Below are 21,806 nucleotides of genomic sequence, written 5' to 3'. Positions count from 1 at the left end.
ACCGCGTTAGACTAGACGCAGGGAAAGGAGGAGGACATGGATGCTCGCGTCAAGCAGCTTGTAAATATGATCGAGGACGCTCAGCCTGTCGCTGTCGCGGTACTTGCCAAGCGTCTCGAGGTAAGCGAGCGCGCCGTGAGAAACTATATCCATCGCGCAAACGACAACCTTGCAGGGGTTGCACGCATCGTTGGCAGCAAGGGGCAGTATCGTATCGATGTTGCACGTGCAGATGAGCTTGCTCGCTTGCTAGACGGTGCGGCTCTGGCCCATCCGGGCATTCCTGATACGCGCGACGGCCGTGTGTCCTTCCTTCTTAACGACCTCCTCATGCGGTCCCAGTGGGTGACGATTGAGGAGTATGCGGATTTACTCTACGTTTCGGCGCGAACTCTGTCCAATGACATGCGTCTGGTAGAGCAGAAACTCGCCCAATTTGACTTAACGCTCGAAAAGCGCCCACGCTACGGAATCCGCGTTGCGGGCGGGGAGTCGCAGCGGCGCCTGTGCCTGGCCTCGCTGGTGAGGCCCGTGTTGCCCGACACCGACGATGCAAAGCTCGCCGAGCGCCTGCGGGCCATCGCCGCATGTGTGGACGATGCTCTGACGGCCTCGCCCGTCACGGTGAGCTCGCTGGCATCCCGCAATCTCATCATGCATCTTTACATTGCTCTTGGCCGCATCGAGCAGGGCTGCTATGTCCCAGCTGCAGAATCGGACGTTCAAAAACTGGAGGGAACGCGCGAATACGCCGCGGCTTTCCAGATTGCCGCAAACATCAAGGATGCCCTGGGCGTGAGCATGCCCCGAGAAGAGGTTGCCTTTATCGCAATCCATTTGCTCGGCAGGGGCACGGGCGTGCCCGAGAAGGGCTCTGCCGTTATCTCGGACGAGATGTGGGAGATTGCTTCCGAGATGGTACGTGCGGTCAACGATGAGTTTAGGTTTGACTTTAGCGGCGATCTTGAACTTCGCATGAACCTTGCTCGGCATATCGGCCCTCTGGGCTATCGCCTTGAATATCACATGCATATGGATAACCCCATGCTGTCCGATATCAAGACGAGGTTTCCGTTGGCCTATTCGATGGCAGCTGGCACCTCGCAGGTACTCGAGCGTCATTTTGGCAGCCAGCCCTCTGATGAAGAGCTCGGCTACATCGCCATGGCATTTGCCCTGGCCCTCGAGCAGCAAGCCGACCAGCCGCGTCGCAAACGCATCCTGATCGTGTGCGCCTCGGGAGCGGGAAGCGCCCGTATGCTCGAGCACCAGTACCGCAAGCAGTTTGGCATGTATATCGATTCGATTGAGACATGCGATGTCGCCCGCGTGGGAACGTTCGATTTTTCGCATATCGACTACGTGTTCACAACGGTGCCGCTCAACGTCAAGTTGCCCGTGCCCGTCCGCGAGGCCGATTTCTTCTTGGAGACGAGCGATGTCAGCGCTATCCGCAAGGTGCTGAGCGACGACACTGCGCAATCGGACTCCGTGAGCTCTTTCTTTAGCCGTGCCCTGTTCTTCAACCGCGTTGAGGCGTCGTCGAAGCAGGCCGTTCTCCGATATCTCTCCGAGCGCGCCGTCGAGAGCGGCCGTGTCGATGCCCAGTTTGCCCAAGAGGTCGCCGAGCGCGAGAGCGCGAGCGCCACCTCGTTTGGCAATGGGGTAGCCATGCCCCATGGGATGCATCCCTTGAGCGCCGAGGCCTTTGTTACCGTGGGCCTGCTCGAACATCCCATTCTTTGGGACGAATACGGCCATGAGGTCGATATCGTCTTTATGGTGTCGTTTGCCCGGTCGGGCGGCGATGAGGCGCGGATCTTGAGCTCACTGCTCGCCGAGATCTTTATGGACCGCCAGGGGGTCGAGCGCCTACGCGAGCGCCGGTCCTGGCATGAGCTGATGGCGCTTGTGCAAGCGCATACGGCTTAAGACTTCTTTTGTCGATGACCCTGTCAGTCTACCTGCAATAAACCTCGAGGATTGCGGGCGGGAGATAGGCGTTTCGAATATTCAAGTACAAACCAAACATCACGGGAGAGGAGACCGTTATGGACGATCAGGGAACCGAGATGGTTTCGTTTCAGCTGGTCGCTGCAGCGGGAGAGGCACGCAGCCTTGCCTTCGAAGCCCTTGAAAAGGCAAAGGCGGGGGATTTTGACGCCGCCGCCAAACTCATGAAGCAGTCAAAGGATGCGGGAATCAAGGCTCACCACATCCAAACGCAGCTGCTTTCGACTGAGGCAGCGGGCGAGCATCTGTCGGTGGATGTGTTGCTGGTCCATGCTCAGGACCACCTCATGTGCTCCATGCTTGCTCAGGAGCTCGTGCAGGAGCTGATCTGCCTGTATGAGCGCACTGCAACCAAGAACGCCTAGCGGCGTGCGGTGACTATCCAACCAATCAATGCGAAGGGAATCCCTTATGAAGATCCTTCTTGTTTGCGCAGCTGGTCTGTCTACAAGCATTCTGATGAAGAAACTCGAGAAATATGCGGAGCAAAACGGCATCGAGCTCGATATCGATGCGGTGGGTATCGGCGAGTATCAGGAGACGTGCGCCAATTATGACGTGCTGCTCTTGGGGCCGCAGGTGTCCTACCAGCTCAACACCGTCAAGCAGGGGAGCGGTAAGCCGACCGCGGTCATCCCCGCACAGGACTACGGCATGGGCAACGCCGCCAACGTGCTGGCACTCGCCCAGTCGCTGTTGGGTTAGGAGGCAACCATGGAGAAGTTCATGACCCTGCTTCAGGAAAAACTGACCCCTATCGCCAATTTCTGCGGCACCGAGCGCCACTTTGCCTCCATGCAAAAGGGCTTTATGAGCGCGATCAGCTTCATCTTGGTATCTGCCGTCTTTATGATCCTCGCCAACCCGCCGGTCACGGCCGACCTGGTGGCGCAGGGCGGGTTCTGGTCCGTCTTTGGCCCTTGGCTCGATTTTGCCACGGCCAATAAGCTCACGCTCCTCATTCCCTTCAACATGACGATGGGCATACTGTCGGTGATCGTGACGTTCGCAATCGCCTATAACCTGGCGGGCACCTACAAGATGCCCAAGCTTAACGCCGGCATGACCTCGCTGGTGATGTTCCTGATCGCCGCGGCGCCGTCGTCCTACTACCAGCTTGCTGACGAGTCCGTGCTCCAGGCGGTCCCCTGCACCTATCTGGGTGCGCAGGGCCTGTTTACCGCCATCATCGTTGCCTTGGTCTCCGTCGAGGTCACGCGCTTCTGCCAGACCAAGGGCATCACCATCAAGATGCCCGATGGCGTGCCGCCGTTTTTGTCCGAAACCTTTGGCGCCATCGTACCTATGCTCGCCAACATCCTCATCTTCTTTGGCGGCAACCTGCTGATCCAGATGATCGATCCCGCGCTGTCCATCCCCTCGGTTATCGAGAAGCTGCTCGCTGCCCCGCTTTCCGTCGCAGTTGACTCTGTGCCCGGCGCACTGCTTATCTGCTTCATGACGCTGCTGTTTTGGTGCTTTGGCGTCCACGGCAACATGATCGTAATGCCCATCACCGCCCCGGTCACGCTTGCCGCCTTTGCCGCCAACGCCTCGCTCTATGCTGCCGGGCAGCCGCTTGAGTTCCACCCGGCGCTCATGTCGTTGGCCATCAACCTCATCGGCGGCACGGGTAATACGTTCTCTTTTGTGGCGCTCTGCGCGTTTAGGGCAAAGTCGCAGCAGCTCAAGGCATTTGGCAGGGCATCGATCGTGCCGAGCTTCTTCCGTATCTCCGAGCCCGCGATCTTCGGCGCGCCCATCATCTTCAACCCGATCCTCATGATTCCGTTTGTGCTAGGCGGCATGATCTCGGCCCTGCTGTATTGGGGTGCGGTCTCACTGGGTCTTGTCTCTAACTTCTACATCTTGGTGAGCGGCACGTTCCCCATCTTCGTTCAGGGCTTTGTCCAGTGCCTCGACCCGCGCATCTGGGTGTTTACGATCGTTTTGATCGTGGTCATGGCTGTGGTCTGGTACCCGTTCTTTAAGGTGTACGATAACCAGCTCCTGGCTCAGGAGCAGGAGAACGCCGCGGCAGCTTCTGCCGAGGATGCTGAGTAGCATGAGTTACTTTGACAGAACGTCTGCCGCCGGTATGCCCGAGGGCTTTTTGTGGGGTGGTGCCCTCGCCGCCAACCAGGCCGAAGGGGGCTGGAACGAGGGCGGCCGCGGCATGTCGCACTCCGACCTGATCCCACAGGGTTCCGACCGCTGGGATGTAATGTTTGGCAGGCAAAAGCCCGTGGACGATCCGGACAGGCTGTATCCATGCCGCTGGGGCAACGACTTCTTCCATCATTGGCACGAGGATGTCGAGCTCTTTGCCGAGATGGGCTTTAAGTGCCTGCGTCTTTCAATTTGCTGGAGCCGTATTTTTCCCACAGGGATGGAGACCGAGCCCAACGGCGAGGGCTTGGAGTTTTACCGTCAGGTATTCGAGGCGCTGCGCGAGCATGGAATCGAGCCGCTTGTGACGCTGTCGCACTACGACTATCCGTTGGCTCTGGTCGAGCGCTATGGTGGCTGGCAAAGCCGAGAGATGATCGAGCGGTATGCGCACTACGTCGAGACCGTCGGACGCGCGTACCAGGGCCTCGTGCGTTATTGGCTTACGTTCAACGAGATCAACAGCGTGGCGCTGTCCTATCTCAACGCGGGTGTCACGCTCGAGGATGAGCGTGACCGTGCAGCCGTGACCGCGGCGTTCTCGCACCATATGTTTATGGCGAGCGCTCGCGCTGTCGAGATTCTGCACAAGATCGATCCCGCAAACAAGGTGGGTTGCATGGTCGCTGCCGGTGCGACCTATCCGTACCGTTGTGCGCCCGAGGACGTATGGCTTGCGTATGAGGAGGACCGCGGCCGCTACTTCTACACAGACGTGATGGCTGCGGGCGCCTATCCTGCTTGGAAGCTGCGTGCACTCGAGAAAGAGGGTGTTCACGTGCCCTTTGAGCCGGGCGATACGGAGTATCTGGCAGAGCATACCGTCGACTTCATCTCGTTCTCGTACTATTGCTCGCGCTTGGTGTGCGCCGATGACCAGGTGATCGCTGAGAAGGCGGAGGGTAACGTGTTCCCGACGCTGCGCAATCCGTACCTCAAGGATAAAGAGACTGCCTGGAAATGGCAGATCGATGCGCTGGGTTTGCGCGTGACGCTTGCCGGCTACCACGATCGTTACCATCTTCCGCTCTTTATCGCCGAGAACGGTGTGGGCGGACTCGATGCGCTGGAAGACGGCAAAGTCCACGATGCGTATCATATCGACTACCTGCGCAGGCATATTCTTGCGCTGCGCGATGCAATTGTCGAGGACGGTGTTGACCTGATGGGATACACGCCGTGGGGCTGTATCGATCTGGTATCGGCCTCGACGGGGCAGATGAAGAAGCGCTATGGCTTTGTTTATGTCGATGCCGATGATGCGGGCAAAGGCACGTTCGATCGCTACCGAAAGGACAGCTTCTGCTGGTATCAAAAGGTCATTGCATCAAATGGCGAGGACTTGAGTTAACCCTTGCAAGTCTGCTGCCCCCGCGGTCCGCTTCGGCCGCGGGGGCTTTTGTTATTGAGGCGGCTGTTCATGAGGAGCATTGCAGGCTGCGGAAACCCGGCACTTGGGGACGTTCCTTTCCTGCCGGCAGCTTGGGACAGTCCTTAAAGGCCGCATCGATCAACTGCGGAAAGCACATCCCAGAATGAGCGTCCAACATGGGGTGCGGTTTCCCTTGAGGCCCTCAATCGGAAAATGCATCCCGGATTTTTGTCGAAAAGCGGTCCCTAGTTTCCCAAACGGGCCGCTAACGGAAAGCGCATCCCGCTATTGGGCCCCAAAGCAGGATGCGCTTTCCGTGCTGGCAGTTCCAAGCAGTTCGGGATGGCCCTTTTCGTCTGCTCTCGGCCGGCGTCCGTAAGACTGTCCCCGACGACCACTCATTTAAGTCTGTCCCCAATGAGTGCCCAATGACTAGTAGTAGGCCCACATGGCTTCGACTTCGTTGAGGACCTCTACGACGCCCCAGCGGCGGGCGCTGCGGCTGGCCGAGTTGGGGTCGTAGACGCCAATCTGGTTGGCATCGTCGATGCCGTAGAGCACGATGTAGTGGCCTACGTTGGTAAACGTACCGGGGCGCACTGCGGCGATGACGGGCGTACCCGAGCGAAGTGCTTGGGTAATAGATTCGCGATCGTTATAGAGCTGTGTTCCGTTGAGCCCCAGCTGCCACGCACCGCCTGTCATAAACGACCACTCGGTGGCACCGGTGGGGGCGTAGTTGCCGGCTTCGGCCAGTGCGCATATATCGACCGGCGTCTTATCGGTATGGCCGGTCTTAAAGATATAGACCATGGTGAGGCAGGTAGGACCGCAAGCGTTTTCGCGAATAGTGCCACCGGCATAGGGCAGCTCCGACCATGCGGGGTCAATTTGGTAGATGTGGGGCATGGTGCCGGCCTGCCATTGCGAGCGTGGGGTCGAGAACGCAAAGGAGTAACCGGGCGCGACGGGAGCTTTAAGCAGCCTGTCCTCGGCAGTGGGCTCAAGACCGGCTGATCCGTGGGAGATACAGGATCCCAAAAACACAAAGACGAGGCAGGCGGCGATGGAGCAAAGCGTAAGGCGTAGGCGGCGGGCTGGAAGCGCGTGGCTTGTGGCGTGCGACGCGGGGTGAGGGGCGGAATTGCCGCGATCGCGTTGAGGTCGCGAAAAGGAGCGCTTAACGTAGTAGTCGGTCGTACGGCGATCGTAGCGGCGTGGCTGCGATGTGTCGGTCTGGCGTTGGCATGTGCTCGTACTCACGCGGTCTGACTGCTGCACGGTACGGCTTTGCTGCCGCGAAGAAGCCCCGGGCTGCTCTTGGGGGCGCTGCGGGTTGTCGTTGTCGGAGGTGCTTCTGGGCGTTGGCGTGGTGCGGCCGGCAAGGCGCACGCTTTGTGGCCGTTGGTCGCCGTCATTGTATCCGTATGCCATTCGAATCACCTTGCCTCATGTGTAACTTGTCTATCCTACATAAAAAGATGCACGACACATGGGCATGTGCGCCAAAAGCCTGACAAATGGTATGAACGTTGCCGCGCCGCGCGCCAAGCGCCACGGCAACAGGTATTCAAAAGCAGACAAGATGAAAGCGTCCAAGACGAATGACGTCTCCCGCCGTTCGTCCCAAAAACGGTGCCGCTCGTTTTGCAGTTCTGCCTTCGGTCGAGCTGCGAGCGGCGCTGCTGCGCCAAGGCCGTATCTTAAAGCCATGGAATAAAAGCGCGCGGCAAAACGGACCGCGCAAGGGGTGACGCCAAGGGGCGTCAAAAAGGAAAGGAGGGGAACAATGGCGGACAAGAATGCAGAAGTTGCAGTCGAGGATAACGGCGGCATGAAGAAAACGCTTTCGCTCTGGAACTTCTTCACCATCGGTTTCGGTGCCATCATCGGTACCGGTTGGGTTCTGCAGGTCGGCGACTGGATGGTCGTGGGCGGCGGTCCCGTTCCCGCTATGATCGCATTCCTCTTGGGTGCAATCTTCCTCGTGCCCGTCGGAGCTGTTTTCGGTGAGCTCACGGCTGCTATCCCCATCTCGGGCGGCATCGTCGAGTATGTCGATCGTAGCTTTGGCCGTACGCTGAGCTACATCACCGGTTGGCTTTTGGCCCTGGGCAACGGCATCCTGTGCCCGTGGGAGGCCATTGCCATTTCGACCCTTGTGTCCGAGATGTTCGGTAGCCTGCCCGGTCTTGAGTGGCTGCGCGCCGTCAAGCTCTACACCATCCTGGGCGCCGACGTTTACCTGTTCCCGACGCTGATCGCGCTCGGCTTTGCAGTCTACGTCATCTTCCTCAATTTCCGCGGTGCCAGCTCGGCCGCCAAGCTCCAAGCCTTCCTGACCAAGGCCCTGCTCTGCGGCATGCTGCTCGCCATGGGTGTCTCGCTGTTCACCGGCTCGCCGAGCAACGCCATGCCTGTGTTCTCTCAGGTCGCCGGCGCTGGCGGCGGTAAGGCCGCCACCGAGGGCACCAGCCTGTTCGCCGGTATCGTGTCGGTCCTGGTACTGACCCCGTTCTTCTACGCCGGTTTCGACACCATTCCCCAGCAGGCTGAGGAAGCAGCCGAGGGCCTTAACTGGAACAAGTTCGGCAAGATCATCTCCCTGGCCCTGCTGGCCGCCGGCGGCTTCTACATGGTCTGCATTTACTCGTTCGGCACTATCCTCGACTGGCATGAGTTTGTTAAGAGCCCGGTTCCCGCGCTTGCCTGCCTCAAGGGCATCAATATGCTCCTGTACCTGGCCATGCTTGTCATCGCCACGCTTGGACCCATGGGCCCGATGAACTCCTTCTACGGCGCCACGAGCCGCATCATGCTCGCCATGGGCCGCAAGGGCCAGCTGCCCGAGAAATTCGCCGAGGTCGACCCCAAGTCCGGCGCTCCCAAGCTCGCCTGCGTCGTTCTGGGCGTCATCACCGTCGTCGGTCCGTTCCTGGGCAAGAACATGCTCATCCCCCTGACCAACGTGTCGGCTCTCGCCTTCATCTTCTCCTGCGGCATGGTCGCCCTCGCCTGCCTGCGCATGCGCTTCACCGAGCCCGACCTGCCCCGTCCCTACGAGGTGCCCGGCGGCAAGTTTGGCATCTCCCTCGCTATTGCTGCCTGCGCCATCATCATCGGCCTGCTCGTGATTCCGTTCTCTCCCGCCTCCCTCAACATGGTGGAGTGGAGCATCGTGATCGGCTGGTTGGCTATTGGCCTGGCCCTCATGGCTTTCACCAATTCCCGCAAAAAGTAACGCCTAGCCGGGGCGGATCAGGTGCGCGGGACCCTCTCTTCCGCGCACCGAACCCGGCACCACTTGGGTAGCTTTGTGAGGCCTTAACCCAACACGGTCTCGCCCACTATATGGATCCATAAGGAGGAACCATGTCCACTAAGTATGCAATCGTTGGCGGAAAGCTCATCGACGGTACCGGTGCCGAGCCGGTCGAGAACTCCCTCGTTCTCGTCGACGACAACGGCAAGATCGAGTACGCCGGCGCCATGCAGGACCTTCCCGAGGGCGTTGAGGTCATCGACGCCGCCGGCAAGACCGTCCTTCCCGGTCTGATCGACACCCACCTGCACTTCTCGGGCAACCTGACCGACGATGACACCGATTGGGTCATGCAGCCGCTCCTCGAGAAGCAGGCCGTCGCCGTCAAGCAGGCCTACGACTGCCTCACCCACGGCCTCACCACCGTCTGCGAGATCGGCCGCTTTGGTATCCAGATCCGTGACTGCATCGACAAGGGCGTCTTCAAGGGCCCGCGCGTTCTGGCCACCGGCCTTGGCTTCTGCCGCGTTGCCGGCCACGGCGACTCCCACCACTGCAGCCAGGAGCTCAACAAGGAATCGCACCCCTGGGGCGATCAGGTCGACGGTCCTTGGGATCTGCGCAAGGCCGTCCGTCGTCGCCTGCGTGAGAACCCCGATGCCATCAAGATCTGGGCTACCGGTGGCGGCATCTGGCGCTGGGACTCCGGCCGCGACCAGCACTACTGCTCCGAGGAGATCCAGGCCGTGGTCGAAGAGGCAAAGATGGTCGGCATCCCCGTGTGGAGCCACTGCTACAACAACCACGCCGCTGCCTACGATTCCGTTCGCTTTGGCTGCGAGCAGCTGATTCACGGCTTCGATATCGATGAGCGCACCATGGACCTCATGGCCGAGCAGGGCACCTTCTTCACTCCGACGATCGCCTTCCTGCCCACCTGGTATGCCACCTATCCGCCCGTCTACGTCCCCGAGCTGCACGACAAGTACGAGGGCACCCTGGTCGAGAAGGAGCTGCAGCGCAACTACGACTGCCTGCGCGAGGCCAAGAAGCGCGGCGTCGTCATGACGATCGGCTCAGACTCCTTCTCCTTCGTCACCCCGTACGGCACCTGCTCCATCGAGGAGATGTACGAGTTCGTCGACAAGATCGGCTTTACTCCGGTCGAGACCATCACCTGCGCCACCCTCAACGGTGCCAAGATGTGCCACATCGAGGACGAGACCGGTTCCATCGAGGCCGGCAAGTGCGCCGACCTGCTGGTCGTCAACGGTGACGTCGCCGCCGACATTCACGTGCTCAACACCGACAACATGGACGTCATCATGAAGGACGGCTGGATTGTCGAGGCCGGCACCTTCGGCGAGGCAAACAAGTACAGCGCCTAAGCTACCGTTCATCGATGGCTTGATGTAAAACACAGTATTTGATTGCATAATGCAATGGAGAGGGTCGCTTGCGGCCCTCTTTATTGCTATGGGGTGCGTCAGTAAGAAGGAGATGACGGTGGATCTCAATAGGCTGATTCTGGGCAAGAGCTACAACTCTACCAAGGTCTTTCGTACCGCTCAGCATGTGGTTCAAGCCATCTTGCTCGGTATTGTCGTTCCGCTGCTTATCCTGCTGCTCATCTGGGATCTAACCGATAATCCCAATCCCGTTCCGGCCGTTGTCGTCATTGCCGGCTTGGTCATGCTGTGCTTCTTCTTCTCGTACGTCTTTGTCGTTCCCGACGACCTCACATCGAGCGCTACCGACCGCACGCTCGCCATCGCGTCGAAAATATTCGCCTACACGTCGCGCGGCCTTACGCCCGAAGCTGCCCTGGGCGCCTCTAAGATCATCCTGTCCGAAACTATCGCCTCTGCCATCTGCTTTACCGACGGCAAGCAGGTGTTGGCAAGCTGGGGCGAGGACTCGGCAAAATGCCCCGCGGGCACCCCGGTGGTGCTGCGGACCACGCTCAATGTGATTAACAGCGGTGAGCAAAGCGTGTTCTCGCGCGATGCCTCGACCGAGACGGGTGGCTACTTTCCGCGCCTGCGCGCCGGTATTGTCGCACCGCTTACCGTGCGCGGGCATTACGTGGGCACGCTCGAGCTGTATTATCCCCGTCTGAGCAGCATCGATATGCGCCAGACGGCGCTTGCCTCGGGCTTTGCCGACCTCATTTCCACGCAGCTTGCGAGCTTTGAGCTCGAGCGCCAGGACGAGCTTACGGCCCGCGTGGAGCTGCGCGCCTTGCAATCGCAGGTCGATCCTCATTTTCTATTCAATACCATCAGCACCATCGTGTCGCTCGTACGTACCGAGCCGGACAAGGCCAGGTCGCTGCTGATCGACTTTTCCAATTACTACCGTCAGACGCTTTCTGATTCCGATACCCTCACAACGCTCGAGCACGAGGTGGAGCAGGGCACTCGCTATATCAATCTTATGCAGGCTCGTTATGGCGACGGCCGTCTGCGCGTCTCGGTCGATATCGACTTTGAGGTGCGCGATTGCATGGTGCCGCCGTTTATCTTGCAGCCGTTGCTCGAAAACTGCATCAAGCACGCGCAGCGCGAGACCGAGCCGCTTTCTATTCATGTTAGGGCTTTTGAGACCGATGACGGTTTGGAGATCATCGTCGAGGACGATGGCATCGGTATGAGCGAAGAGGTCTGCGCGCATCTGTTTGAGCAACATCGCCGAGAGGAGCCCGAGAGCATTACCGCCGACGGCTCCGTCAAGCGAGGTTGCGGCCTGGCGCTCTTCAACGTGCTTCAGCGCATCCATTTCTTTTACGGAGAAGATTCCGGCATGCGCGTGAAGTCCCAGGAGGGCGTGGGAACGCAGGTCATCGTCGAGCTGAACGGCGAGCCGCATGAGCCCGCGCCGTTGACGGCGTAGCACTCGAGTGTATTGAGGAGAGAGGGGAAGCGCACATGTCCGAGGGTTGGAACATCCTGGTAGTTGATGACGAGCCTCCCATTAGGGCTGAGCTACGCTATCTGTTGGAAAAGGATGCGCGTGTGGGTCAGATTGCCGAGGCGGGCAATGTCACCGAAGCTGTGGAGTCGATTCTGTCGAACAAGCCCGACGTGCTGTTTTTAGACATTACCATGCCCGGTCGCTCGGGAATTGAGCTTGCCGAGACGCTGCAGAACCTAAAGACGCCGCCGGTGGTTGTGTTTGTGACGGCGTTTGCCGAATTTGCCGCCGATGCGTATAACCTCGATGCGGTCGACTATGTCGTCAAGCCGGTCGAGGACGCACGCCTGTCAAAGGCACTCGACAAGATCGAGGCAGCCTTGGGTGCCCGTCGTGTTATCCATGCTCCGCGCCAGCCTTTGCGTCTGACGGTGGACCGCGGGGGCAAAAAGGTGTTCATTCCCGCCGCAGACGTCTGCTACTTTGAGGCGCGCGCCGATTTTTGCAATGCCATCTGCGCCGAGGGAACGTACCTGATCAATGAGTCGATCTCTTCGCTCGAGCGTCGCTTGGTCTCCGAGGGCTTTATTCGCGTTCATCGCAGCTATCTGGTCAATTTGGAAGACGTGCACAATGTTGAGATCGGTTCCACGGGTCTTATGGAGCTCAGGCTCGACCACGTGAACTCGACGGTGCCGGTGTCCCGTCGTCGTGCCGCCGAGGTCAAGTCGCACCTGGGGCTTGCGTAAGAGGCTTGCGTGCCGTCGTTTACCATCGCAGGTTTGGCATGGGCGCGCGGTGGGCATAATGGGTGGCATCGAATGAAATCGAAAGGATCATTATGCCCGCGCTTATCACCCATCATCTGTTTGGCGAGGAAAGCATCGACCGTCTTCCGCAGGGCGTCATCGCGTCCGATGAAGAGCGCATTGCCTTTATCTTGGGCAACCAAGGCCCCGACCCGTTCTTCTTTCACATTCTGACACCGCGTGTTTCCGACTGCACGCTGCTGGCACAGGTCATGCATCGGTCGCGCATGTCTCGTCAGTTTGCGTGCCTGCGCGACGGCGTGTCACATCTGCTGCCGCGCGACGCCAGCTTGGGTCGCGCCTTTGCGCTGGGCCTACTGTCTCATTACGTGCTCGACCGCAACGCCCATCCCTTTGTCTATGAGCAGCAGTTTGGCATCGTGGAGTCCGATTCAGAGCTTGAGGATTCGAGCAGTCAGGTCCATGCCGTGATCGAGAGCGACCTGGATGTACTGATGCTGCAGCTTAAACGCGATGGCGCTACGGTCGACGATTACCCGCCGGCGGGCGAGATCGTCACCACCGATCGCATCAATCGCGTGGCCGGCGTGCTGATGAGCTATGTTGCCGGACGCGTGTACGGCATTGACATTCCGGCGGGGGAGTACGGTGCTGCCGTTGCCAATATGCAGCGACTTTACCGCGCGATTGAGCCGGCCGGCTCCGCAAAGACGCGCGCGATCTCGCTGGTTGAGGGCTTGGTGCACGACTACTCGCTGCTCGACGGCCTTGCCCATCGCGTGACGACGGAGCTGCCCGAGCGCACCGGTAACCTGGGCCATCTGACATGGAAGAATCCCTTTACCGACGAGGTCTCGAACGAGAGTTTCCCCGAGGTCTTTGATCGCGCGCTGGTCGATTACGAGTGCACGGTCGCACGTTTTATCGAGACCGGTGACATGGATGCCGTGACCAGTCACGTCAACTACAGCGGTCGCGTGCTCGAAGCCGATGAGGAGTTCGACCGCGAGGAATAGGGCCCGTGCGTGCCCCTTTGCCGAATCCTTACCGGCGGTTCTGGACAATTGGGGTACGATGAACTAACTGCATATCGGGCGAATACGAAGGGTCCCTGTCCATGAAATACACCAAGCTCGAGCGTAACTGGGTTATGTATGATGTGGGCAATTCGGCCCTTGTGCTGCTCAATACCTCGGTGGTGCCCATTTACTTTAACGCCATCAATACCGGCGCTTCCTCGGCCGACCTGGTGGTCGCCTGGGGCAATGCGCAGACGATCGCCTCGCTGGTCATTGCCATGCTCATGCCCATTCTGGGCGCGCTTGCTGACTACGCAGGCAACAAGATCAAGTTCTTCTTGGGCTTCTTCCTCACGGGCCTGGTGCTTTGCCTGGCGCAGGCTATCCCAATGTCCGCCATGGCATTTTTGACCGTGTACGTGCTGTGCACCATCGGCCTTAACTCTTCTATGACGTTCTACGACGCCATGCTGCCCGACATTACGACCGACGAGCGCATGGACGCCGTGTCCAGCTCGGGCTATGCCTGGGGCTATATCGGTTCCACCGTGCCGTTCGTCATCTGCCTGGCGCTCATCATGGGTGGCCCCGCTCTTGGCGTCCCCACCATGCTGGCAACGCGTCTGTCGTTTATCATCACTGGTGCCTGGTGGCTCATCTTTACCCTGCCGCTCATTCGCACCTATAAGCAAAAGTACGGTCGCGAGCGCGGTCCCGAGGACACTATCGGCCACATCGTGGGCGGTGTGTTCTCCGAGGTCGGACACACCATGCGCGAGATCGCCCACAACAAGACCGTGCTGGTCTACATGATCGCGTTCTTCTTCTATATCGACGGTGTGCACACGGTCATTTCCATGGCCACCAGTTACGGATCGGCCTTGGGCATCGATTCGACGCAGCTGGTGCTGGCGCTGCTCGTTACGCAGTTCGTGGCCTTTCCGTCCGCCATCATCTACGGCAAGCTCGCCGGACGCGTGGGCACGCTCAACATGATCCTGGTGGCGGTCGCCGCCTACATGGGCATTGTGCTGTTCGCCGCGTTCTTCCTAAAGACCGCCTTTGAATTCTGGGTGCTTGCCATTATGGTCGGCCTGTTCCAGGGCGGCGTGCAGGCGCTCAGCCGTAGCTACTTTGGTCGCATTATCCCCAAGGAAAAGTCCAACGAGTACTACGGCTTCTTTGACATCTTTGGTCGTTATGCAAGCGTTATGGGCACCTTCCTGGTGTCGGTCGTCACCTCGCTGACCGGCAACCCGTCGCTGGGCGTCCTTTCCATTGGCGTGCTGCTGATTGTTGGCTTTATGCTGCTGGTCCGCCTGTCCCGCATGACTCGGGCGGCAGAGCATGCCGCATAGGAGCGAGCGGCTATTGTGCCTGTCCACGGTACTCTTTTGGGGTTATCCGCAATAAACATTGCGACTTGCGAGCAATGATTTGCCCAAGTGGGTATGATGGAATCAGCTAGGTCGCGGGGCGTCGCCTGTGTTTGGCGGCGTCCCGTTTTTGTGTTGCAGGGAGGGTAAGGCATGAACGCCACAGTCGTGATTCCAACGTATTGGGCGGGCGATGACGCTTGCGCAAACGCCCCTGGCACCTATGACCATTCGACGCGACTCAACGCCGACAATCCCGAACTCGACCGCTGCCTGGCCTCGCTTGAACAGGTACGTGACATCCCGCGCATCATCCTTTTGGTGGTCTGTCCCGTTTCTGCCACAGCCGATGTGTCGCTGCGCGTGCGCGAGATTGTCGACGCGCATCCCACGCTCAAGGTCACCGTTGTCACCAACACCCAGGCCTCGCGCATCGCAGACCGGGTTGCTCAGATCGCGCCCAAGGGTTCGGGCGAGTGCGTGAGCCTGCGAGGCTACGGTGCCATCCGCAACATGGGGCTAGCCTGTGCCGCTGTGCTGGGCCATGACGCGGTTATCTTTTTGGATGACGATGAGACTGTCATCGACGCCGACTTTATGAAGCGCGCGACCTATGCGTTGGGGCAGCAGACGCGTCAGGGCTTGCCGATCTTGGTCAAGAGCGGCTATTTCTACGATCGCGACGGCTCGCCGCTGGCTCCCACGGACAAGGCGGGCATCTGCCATCGTTGGTGGACCAAGCGCATCGAGTTCAACCGTTGGATGAAAAAGGCGCTCTCGGGCACCCGCATCTCGCGCTCTAACTACGTGTGCGGCGGCCTGATGGCCCTGCACGCCCGCGCCTTTACGCGTGTGGCCTTTGACCCGTTTATCACCCGCGGCGAGGACTTGGATTACCTCTTTAACATGCGCATGTTTGGCTACGACGTGTGGTTCGATAACGAGTGGACCGTGCGCCATCTGCCTCCGGAGTCCGAAAAGCGCTCACCGCGCTTTATGCAGGATGTATACCGTTGGTACTACGAACGGGCCAAGTTGACATTCGCCGCGCATCAAAAGGAGCTCATTCCCGTTACGGCGGCATCACTCATGCCCTACCCGGGCCCGTGGATTTCGCGCGAGCTCGACGACCGCGTGCGCAAGACCGCTATGGTCCGCAGCGTGTTTACCCGCGAGCATGAGGGCTACCTGCGCATCTGGCGCCATGGTATCGGCGAGGCAAAGGCCTATGCGCGCCAAAACGCTGCAAGCTACCTGCGTTTCCAGAGCTTTTGGCCCAAGATCATGGACGGGCTTTGGCGTGACGCACAACTGATCAGTATCCTGGAGGGGGCCGAATGATCGACCGCCGCGCCCAGCGCGATAGTTCAATATCAATCTTTCGCATCATTGCCGTTGCCTGCGCCATTTGCGTGCTGGTGTACTTTATTTTTGCCTTGGTGACCGGTATCGAGCCGATCGCCACGGTGATTGCCTGCGCGCTGCTGTGCATCTTTCTGTGCATCTTTATCTTTTTGACGCTCAATCCCGATTCGGTGCGCTCCCAGTACACCGAGGAGACGCTCTCGGTGGCCTCGGCCATGCTCGAGGACATTAAGGGCGGTCTGACGCAGGAGTCGGCGCGTTTGGTGTGCCAGCGCATTTTGCCCGAGACGCGTGCCATGACGGTGGCCATCACCGACGAGGGCAACGTGCTGGCCTGCGCGGGCGAGCTTGAGAAAAAACTACTGCCAGATTCTCCCATCCACACGCTTGCCACGCGCTACGTTATCGAACATGGCATCGTGCAGTCGTTCAACCGTATGGTGGATGTCGTGGGATCGGACGGCTCACACAACCAAGTCCCCGCCGGCATTATCGCCCCCATCAAGGTGGGCGATCGTACCGTCGGCACGCTCAAGTTCTACTACAAGACCCCGCGCGCCGTCGACCGTACCCAGTACGCGCTTGCCTCGGGCTTTGCCGAGATCTTGTCCACGCAGCTCGCCATCCACGAGCTCGAGGTGCAAAAGGAACTCACAGCGCGCGCCGAGGTGCGTGCGCTGCAGGCGCAGATTAACCCGCACTTCCTGTTCAACACGCTGAACACCATTGCATCGTTTACGCGCACCGATCCGCTGCGGGCCCGCGAACTGCTTCGTGAGTTCTCATCGTTCTATCGCGCCACGCTCGACAACTCGGGATCGCTTATTCCGGTCTCGCGTGAGGTTGCCCAGACCAAGCGCTACCTTACCTTTGAGAAGGCCCGCTTTGGCGAGGACCGCGTGCTTGCGACGTTCGATGTGTCCGAGGACGTGGAAGATACGCTGGTGCCGGCGTTCGTGATCCAGCCGATTGTCGAGAACGCCGTACGTCATGGTATGGGCGATGACGACGCCCTGAGGATCGACGTGACCGTTCACCAAGACGGCGAGGATGCAATCTTGATTGCCGTGGCCGATAATGGCGTGGGCATGGATGAGGGTACCGCCGCCAGACTGTTTGACGAGCGTTCTGCCCGTCCCGACGCCAGCTCTCCCCAGGGTGGCGGCGCCGGTGTGGCCATGCACAATATTTCGGAGCGCATCCATCGCTTTTATGGGCCGCACTCCTATACGCGTGTCGAATCGGCGCCGGGCAAGGGCACCAAAGTGCTCCTTCATCTTGATTTGTCAGAGAGCATCTTTGACATTCAAGAGTAAAATGAAAGGCTACGGGCTCAACGTCATGCGACGGATGCCCGGCGTAGTTAGTTGACGAAAGGTTTTATCCCTATGCTGCGTGCGATGATTGTGGATGATGAGGCGCCGGCTCGCTCGGAGCTTCGCTTCCTGCTCGAGCAAACGGGCAAGATCGGCACGATCACGGAGGCGTCGAGCGTCCGCTCCGCCATCGAGATGCTTATGGAAAGTCGCGTGGATGTCGTGTTTCTCGATATCTCGATGCCCGGTGCCTCGGGCTTGCAACTTGCCGAGGCGCTGCATAAGCTCAAAAATCCGCCGGCGATCGTGTTTGTGACTGCGTATAGTGACCATGCGGTCGAGGCATTCGACGTGGATGCCGTCGATTATCTGATGAAGCCGGTCGAGGAAGCTCGCTTGGATCGCGCGATCGAGAAGGTCATGCAACGCACCAAGCCGGTTACGGACAGCAAGGTGACCATCGAGCGTATCCCGGTGGAAAAGGGCGGCCGCAAGGTGCTCATTCCCGTGGACGACATTCGCTTTATCATGGCCAAGGACGATTACTCCTGCATCTATACCGTCGATGATCGTTTTTTGTCGACGACCTCGCTGGCGCAGTTTGAGGCCAAGCTCTGCGACTTTGGCTTCTTCCGTGTTCACCGCCGCTATATCGTCAACTTGGCGTGCGTCACGGATGTGGAGATGGTGCCCTCGGGCGCCATCCAGCTGGGCATTACGGGCGTCGACGAACGCGTGCCGGTTTCGCGCCGCCGCGTCGTGCCGCTCAAGAAGGCTCTGAGTCTCTAGCACACTGGCCCCGCAGCCCTGTAGACCCATCGTCTGCGGAGCCGTGGGGCCTTTTTTGTATGTATCTGCCGAATCGTTTTTTGCGGAAGGGATCCCATGAACAGTGCAAGCGCCAAGCGTATCGACATCATCTCGGACACCCACGGCTATCTTTCGCCTGCGCTCTTGGACGAGCTTAAGGGCGCGGATCTGATTATCCATGCCGGTGACCTTACGTCGGAGATGGACTACGAGCACCTATGCACTATCGCCCCCGTGCGGGCCGTACTGGGCAACAACGATTACTACCGCGACTACGGCCCCGATGTAGACCGTCTTGCGCTCTTTACCTACGAAGGCCTTAAATTCGCCGTAGCCCACTACCGCGAAGACCTTCCGGTGGGATCCGTAGACGTAGCCATCAACGGCCACACCCACGTAACCAAAGAAGCCCAAGTGGGCCGTTGCTTAGTCCTCAACCCGGGCAGCGCCAGCTACCCCAGAGGCACCCGAGGCCCCACCATGGCCAGAATGCTCGTAAAAGACGGCAAGATCATAAGCACTAAGTTTATTGACCTAGAGTAATCACAACAAAAACGGGGGATGCAGATGCGTCCCCCGTTTCCATTTGAGCCAATGGCCGAGCTTCAACAAGAACCTTAGACAACCTCGCCGCGGAGAACGCGGGCTAGCCGCGCAGCGGCGCACGCCCGCAAAACTGGTTGAATAATGTGACGGCAGGGAGGGCTTCCGGGGCTGAGGGCGGGGGTTAAGTTTGTCGCGAGTTCCGCACGCAAAGGAAAGCACTTAATGTGCTTTCCGTCTTGCGCAGGACTGTAGAGCAGCAAACTTAACCCCCGCCCTCAGCCCCGGAAGCCCTCCCGGATGGCCCCAAAAAATTTTTCAAAAAAGTTGTTGCGCGCCGGACAGACTTCTGTGTATACTAATCCCCGCAGCGCACGCGAGCGGAAACAAACGCGAACGTCTGCCTGGGGAGTTAGCTCAGTTTGGTTAGAGCGCCGGCCTGTCACGTCGGAGGTCGCGGGTTCGAGCCCCGTACTTCCCGCCAACGCAATTAAAGCCACGTCTTCGGACGTGGCTTTTTGCGTTTGATGCACTTTGTTTCGATAGAACGATCGCCCTGGTGCATCTTCGCCCAGAATCCCCGCGCCTTCGGGAACGCAAGTAAAATCTAATAAGTATATCTGTCTGAACAACAGCTTTGTTGCGCAACACCTGTTCTACGAGACAGGGGGTTAGGTTATACTAAATTGCACTGTGCGCCGCATCTGATGCATTTCGCTCCAAGCGCGGCACTCAGTGGATATCCGATTTACCATTTGGATGTCCTGGCGGTCATTTAGCGTCTCGACACAAGCTCGGCCCCGGAGCTCGTTCGAGCTGTTCGTATTCCTTGAAAGGGGAAAAATGGACATATCGAGGAAGACTGATTACGCCCTTCGTATGCTGGCGATGCTTGCCGAGGATCCGGAGTGCTTACTTTCTGTTCGCACCGCTGCCGAAGAGGTCAATGTTCCGTATTCGTTTGCCCGCTCGATTCAGCACGGTTTGGTCCAGGCCGGTATTGTGGAGAGCCTGCGTGGCGTCCACGGTGGCATGCGTCTCAAGGTCAGTCCGGACGACGTCACTATCCGCCAGGTCGTCGAGGCCGTTCAGGGTCCTATGGTTATGAACGATTGCACCGCGCCCGATGGTGACTGTGCGCGCATGGGCGCGTGCTGCTATCATCCCCTGTGGGCCGGAGCCCAGGCGTTGATGCGCGACTACCTCGATTCCGTTTCGCTCGGCGACATCGTCGCTCACCGCCAGTTCCCAGCCGTCGATCCCAAGTTCGCCGACCGCGAAGCGTTTCCCGAGTACGCCACCTGCGCGTGCGCTTACCGGGAGGAATAGCGCCGCATAAGGAGCATAGCCATGATTCAGGACCCCTTTCGTTCGATGATTCGTTCGGAAGGGGTCCTGCGTTATCGCGACCTTCCGTGGCGCCGTACACGCGATCCGTACATCATTTGGCTTTCTGAGGTTATGTTGCAGCAAACACAGGTGCCGCGCGTGGAGACGCGTATGCCGGCGTGGCTCGATCGCTTTCCGACTGTTCAGGCGCTCGCTCAGGCTGTCCCTTCCGATGTCTTGGATGCGTGGCAGGGGATGGGCTATAATCGCCGCGCCTTGGCGCTTCACAGGGCTGCACAGTGCGTTGTAGAGGACTGGGATGGGGAGTTTCCGCGCGAGACGCGTGACTTGGTCGCTCTGCCCGGCATTGGCCCGGCAACGGCGCAGGGCATCCGTTCGTTTGCGTTTGATCTTCCGGGCGTGTATTTGGAGACCAATGTGCGCACGGTCTTTTTGCATCATTTCTTTCCCGATGTGCCGGCCGTTCCCGATCGCGAACTGGTGCCGCTGATCCAAGCTGCCTGTCCGGCGGCCCCCGGTGCGGCGGCGGACGAGATCGCGCCCTTTGCCGCGCCTCAAGACGATGCCGACACGCCGCGCGCGTGGTATTACGCATTGCTGGATTACGGCGCGTATCTTAAAAAGACGCTGCCCAATCCGTCCAGGCGGTCGGCGGGCTATAGTCGTCAGTCCAAGTTTGAGGGCTCGCGCCGCCAAAAGCGCGCGCATATCGTGCGTATGTTGTTGGCAGCGCGCGATGGGCAGCCGGCGGGGATTACGCTTGCTGATGCCGTGGTGGGCGTTAACGAGATGGAAGCGGCAGCCGGTCGCGGGCCGGTCGAGTGCGACTTGATCGCGGGCATTCTAGCTGACCTGGAGCGCGAGGGCTTTTGCCGAGCCGAGGACGATCGTTGGTTGAGTGTGTAGCCCGCTCAAATCTGAAGAACGGGATTGTAAGGTTTAAATTCGCGGCTTGAGGGCATCCTAAAGACAAGGTCGCTCAAAGCCTATGGGCGGCACGTGTTGAAGGGAAGTACACCTATGGATTTTGAGAATTCCCAAACCAAGAAGAACCTCGAGACCGCTTTTGCCGGTGAGTCCCAGGCACACACCAAGTATCGCTACTACGCATCTAAGGCCAAGAAGGATGGCTACGTTCAGATCTCGAATATCTTTGCCGAGACGGCGGGCAACGAGTCCGAGCACGCCAAGCTGTGGTTTAAGTATCTGCACGACGGCGCCGTTCCGGGCACTCTGGACAACCTGCGCGACGCCGCCGCGGGCGAGAACTACGAGTGGACCACGATGTACGACGAGTTCGCCAAGACCGCCGAGGAGGAGGGCTTTGCCGAGATCGCCGAGAAGTTCCGTGGCGTCGCCGCCGTCGAGAAGGCCCACGAGGAGCGCTACAACAAACTCGTCGAGCGCATCGAGTCGGGCGAGGTGTTTGAGCGTGAGGGCGTAAAGGTGTGGAAGTGCCTGAACTGCGGGCACCTGCACGTTGGTGCTGAGGCGCCCGAGGTGTGCCCGGTGTGTAACCACCCCAAGG

General features: G+C 59.3%; 19 protein-coding genes and 1 tRNA gene. 19 read left to right on the top strand and 1 reads right to left on the bottom strand.

Going from position 1 to position 21,806, the window contains the following annotated elements; all coding sequences use genetic code 11:
• Positions 1–36 precede the first annotated feature (36 nt).
• From PGW49_RS06365 to PGW49_RS06345, 5 genes are all read left to right on the top strand, one after another.
• A complete protein-coding gene (locus PGW49_RS06365; protein WP_270225953.1) occupies positions 37–1,932 on the top strand; it encodes a BglG family transcription antiterminator in 1,896 nt (631 codons plus the stop codon).
• A gap of 119 nt (positions 1,933–2,051) precedes the next feature.
• Positions 2,052–2,378 (top strand): PTS lactose/cellobiose transporter subunit IIA, encoded by a 327-nt coding sequence (locus tag PGW49_RS06360; protein WP_117757821.1) that lies wholly within the window; start codon positions 2,052–2,054, stop codon positions 2,376–2,378.
• A gap of 46 nt (positions 2,379–2,424) precedes the next feature.
• A complete protein-coding gene (locus tag PGW49_RS06355) occupies positions 2,425–2,718 on the top strand; it encodes a PTS sugar transporter subunit IIB (protein WP_117648560.1) in 294 nt (97 codons plus the stop codon).
• A 9-nt stretch (positions 2,719–2,727) separates the two neighbouring features.
• Entirely contained in the window at positions 2,728–4,077 is a 1,350-nt protein-coding gene (locus tag PGW49_RS06350) for a PTS sugar transporter subunit IIC (RefSeq protein WP_195361524.1), read from the top strand.
• A 1-nt stretch (position 4,078) separates the two neighbouring features.
• Complete coding sequence (locus PGW49_RS06345; RefSeq protein ID WP_270225951.1) at positions 4,079–5,533, top strand: family 1 glycosylhydrolase; 1,455 nt, start codon at positions 4,079–4,081, stop codon at positions 5,531–5,533.
• Positions 5,534–5,986: 453 nt separating this feature from the next.
• Here PGW49_RS06345 and PGW49_RS06340 read toward each other — a convergent pair whose 3' ends face one another.
• Positions 5,987–6,988 carry a C39 family peptidase gene (locus PGW49_RS06340; RefSeq protein ID WP_270225950.1) on the bottom strand — a complete coding sequence of 334 codons (1,002 nt, stop codon included), beginning with the start codon at positions 6,986–6,988 and terminating at the stop codon, positions 5,987–5,989.
• A gap of 355 nt (positions 6,989–7,343) precedes the next feature.
• On the opposite strand from PGW49_RS06340, the gene PGW49_RS06335 reads away from it, so the two are divergent.
• From PGW49_RS06335 to rbr, 14 genes are all read left to right on the top strand, one after another.
• Positions 7,344–8,795, top strand: coding sequence for an APC family permease (locus PGW49_RS06335; RefSeq protein WP_195568635.1), 1,452 nt, complete (start codon positions 7,344–7,346; stop codon positions 8,793–8,795).
• 131 nt (positions 8,796–8,926) lie between these two features.
• Positions 8,927–10,204: a metal-dependent hydrolase family protein gene (locus PGW49_RS06330; RefSeq protein ID WP_117633809.1), complete on the top strand. Its 1,278-nt coding sequence runs from the start codon at positions 8,927–8,929 to the stop codon at positions 10,202–10,204.
• Between the two features lie 112 nt (positions 10,205–10,316).
• On the top strand, positions 10,317–11,708 hold the full coding sequence (locus PGW49_RS06325; RefSeq protein WP_270225949.1) for a sensor histidine kinase: 1,392 nt from the start codon (positions 10,317–10,319) through the stop codon (positions 11,706–11,708).
• 35 nt (positions 11,709–11,743) lie between these two features.
• Positions 11,744–12,478, top strand: a complete 735-nt coding sequence (locus tag PGW49_RS06320) for a LytR/AlgR family response regulator transcription factor (RefSeq protein ID WP_195568633.1) — start codon at positions 11,744–11,746, stop codon at positions 12,476–12,478.
• Between the two features lie 92 nt (positions 12,479–12,570).
• Entirely contained in the window at positions 12,571–13,515 is a 945-nt protein-coding gene (locus PGW49_RS06315) for a zinc dependent phospholipase C family protein (RefSeq protein ID WP_195568632.1), read from the top strand.
• Between the two features lie 101 nt (positions 13,516–13,616).
• Positions 13,617–14,876: an MFS transporter gene (locus tag PGW49_RS06310; protein ID WP_006235159.1), complete on the top strand. Its 1,260-nt coding sequence runs from the start codon at positions 13,617–13,619 to the stop codon at positions 14,874–14,876.
• A gap of 171 nt (positions 14,877–15,047) precedes the next feature.
• Positions 15,048–16,235, top strand: coding sequence for a glycosyltransferase (locus PGW49_RS06305; RefSeq protein WP_035136756.1), 1,188 nt, complete (start codon positions 15,048–15,050; stop codon positions 16,233–16,235).
• On the top strand, positions 16,232–17,575 hold the full coding sequence (locus PGW49_RS06300; RefSeq protein WP_195568631.1) for a histidine kinase: 1,344 nt from the start codon (positions 16,232–16,234) through the stop codon (positions 17,573–17,575). Before PGW49_RS06305 ends, PGW49_RS06300 begins: the two co-directional genes overlap by 4 nt.
• A gap of 72 nt (positions 17,576–17,647) precedes the next feature.
• Positions 17,648–18,364: a LytR/AlgR family response regulator transcription factor gene (locus tag PGW49_RS06295; protein WP_270225947.1), complete on the top strand. Its 717-nt coding sequence runs from the start codon at positions 17,648–17,650 to the stop codon at positions 18,362–18,364.
• Positions 18,365–18,460: 96 nt separating this feature from the next.
• Entirely contained in the window at positions 18,461–18,928 is a 468-nt protein-coding gene (locus PGW49_RS06290; RefSeq protein ID WP_195543777.1) for a YfcE family phosphodiesterase, read from the top strand.
• A 406-nt stretch (positions 18,929–19,334) separates the two neighbouring features.
• Positions 19,335–19,412, top strand: a tRNA-Asp gene (locus PGW49_RS06285).
• 359 nt (positions 19,413–19,771) lie between these two features.
• Positions 19,772–20,257, top strand: coding sequence for an RrF2 family transcriptional regulator (locus tag PGW49_RS06280; protein WP_022094514.1), 486 nt, complete (start codon positions 19,772–19,774; stop codon positions 20,255–20,257).
• A gap of 21 nt (positions 20,258–20,278) precedes the next feature.
• Positions 20,279–21,184, top strand: a complete 906-nt coding sequence (locus PGW49_RS06275; RefSeq protein ID WP_006235153.1) for an HhH-GPD family protein — start codon at positions 20,279–20,281, stop codon at positions 21,182–21,184.
• Between the two features lie 114 nt (positions 21,185–21,298).
• Positions 21,299–21,806 (top strand): rubrerythrin (rbr, locus tag PGW49_RS06270; RefSeq protein ID WP_270225944.1); only part of this gene is annotated, 508 nt, incomplete at its 3' end.

Origin of the sequence: Collinsella aerofaciens, assembly GCF_027679495.1 — a bacterium.
In the GTDB taxonomy this organism is placed as follows: Bacteria; Actinomycetota; Coriobacteriia; order Coriobacteriales; family Coriobacteriaceae; genus Collinsella; species Collinsella aerofaciens_AK.
The sequence above is the reverse complement of the archived record's forward strand: the minus strand, read 5'-3'. Positions and strand labels throughout refer to the sequence as shown.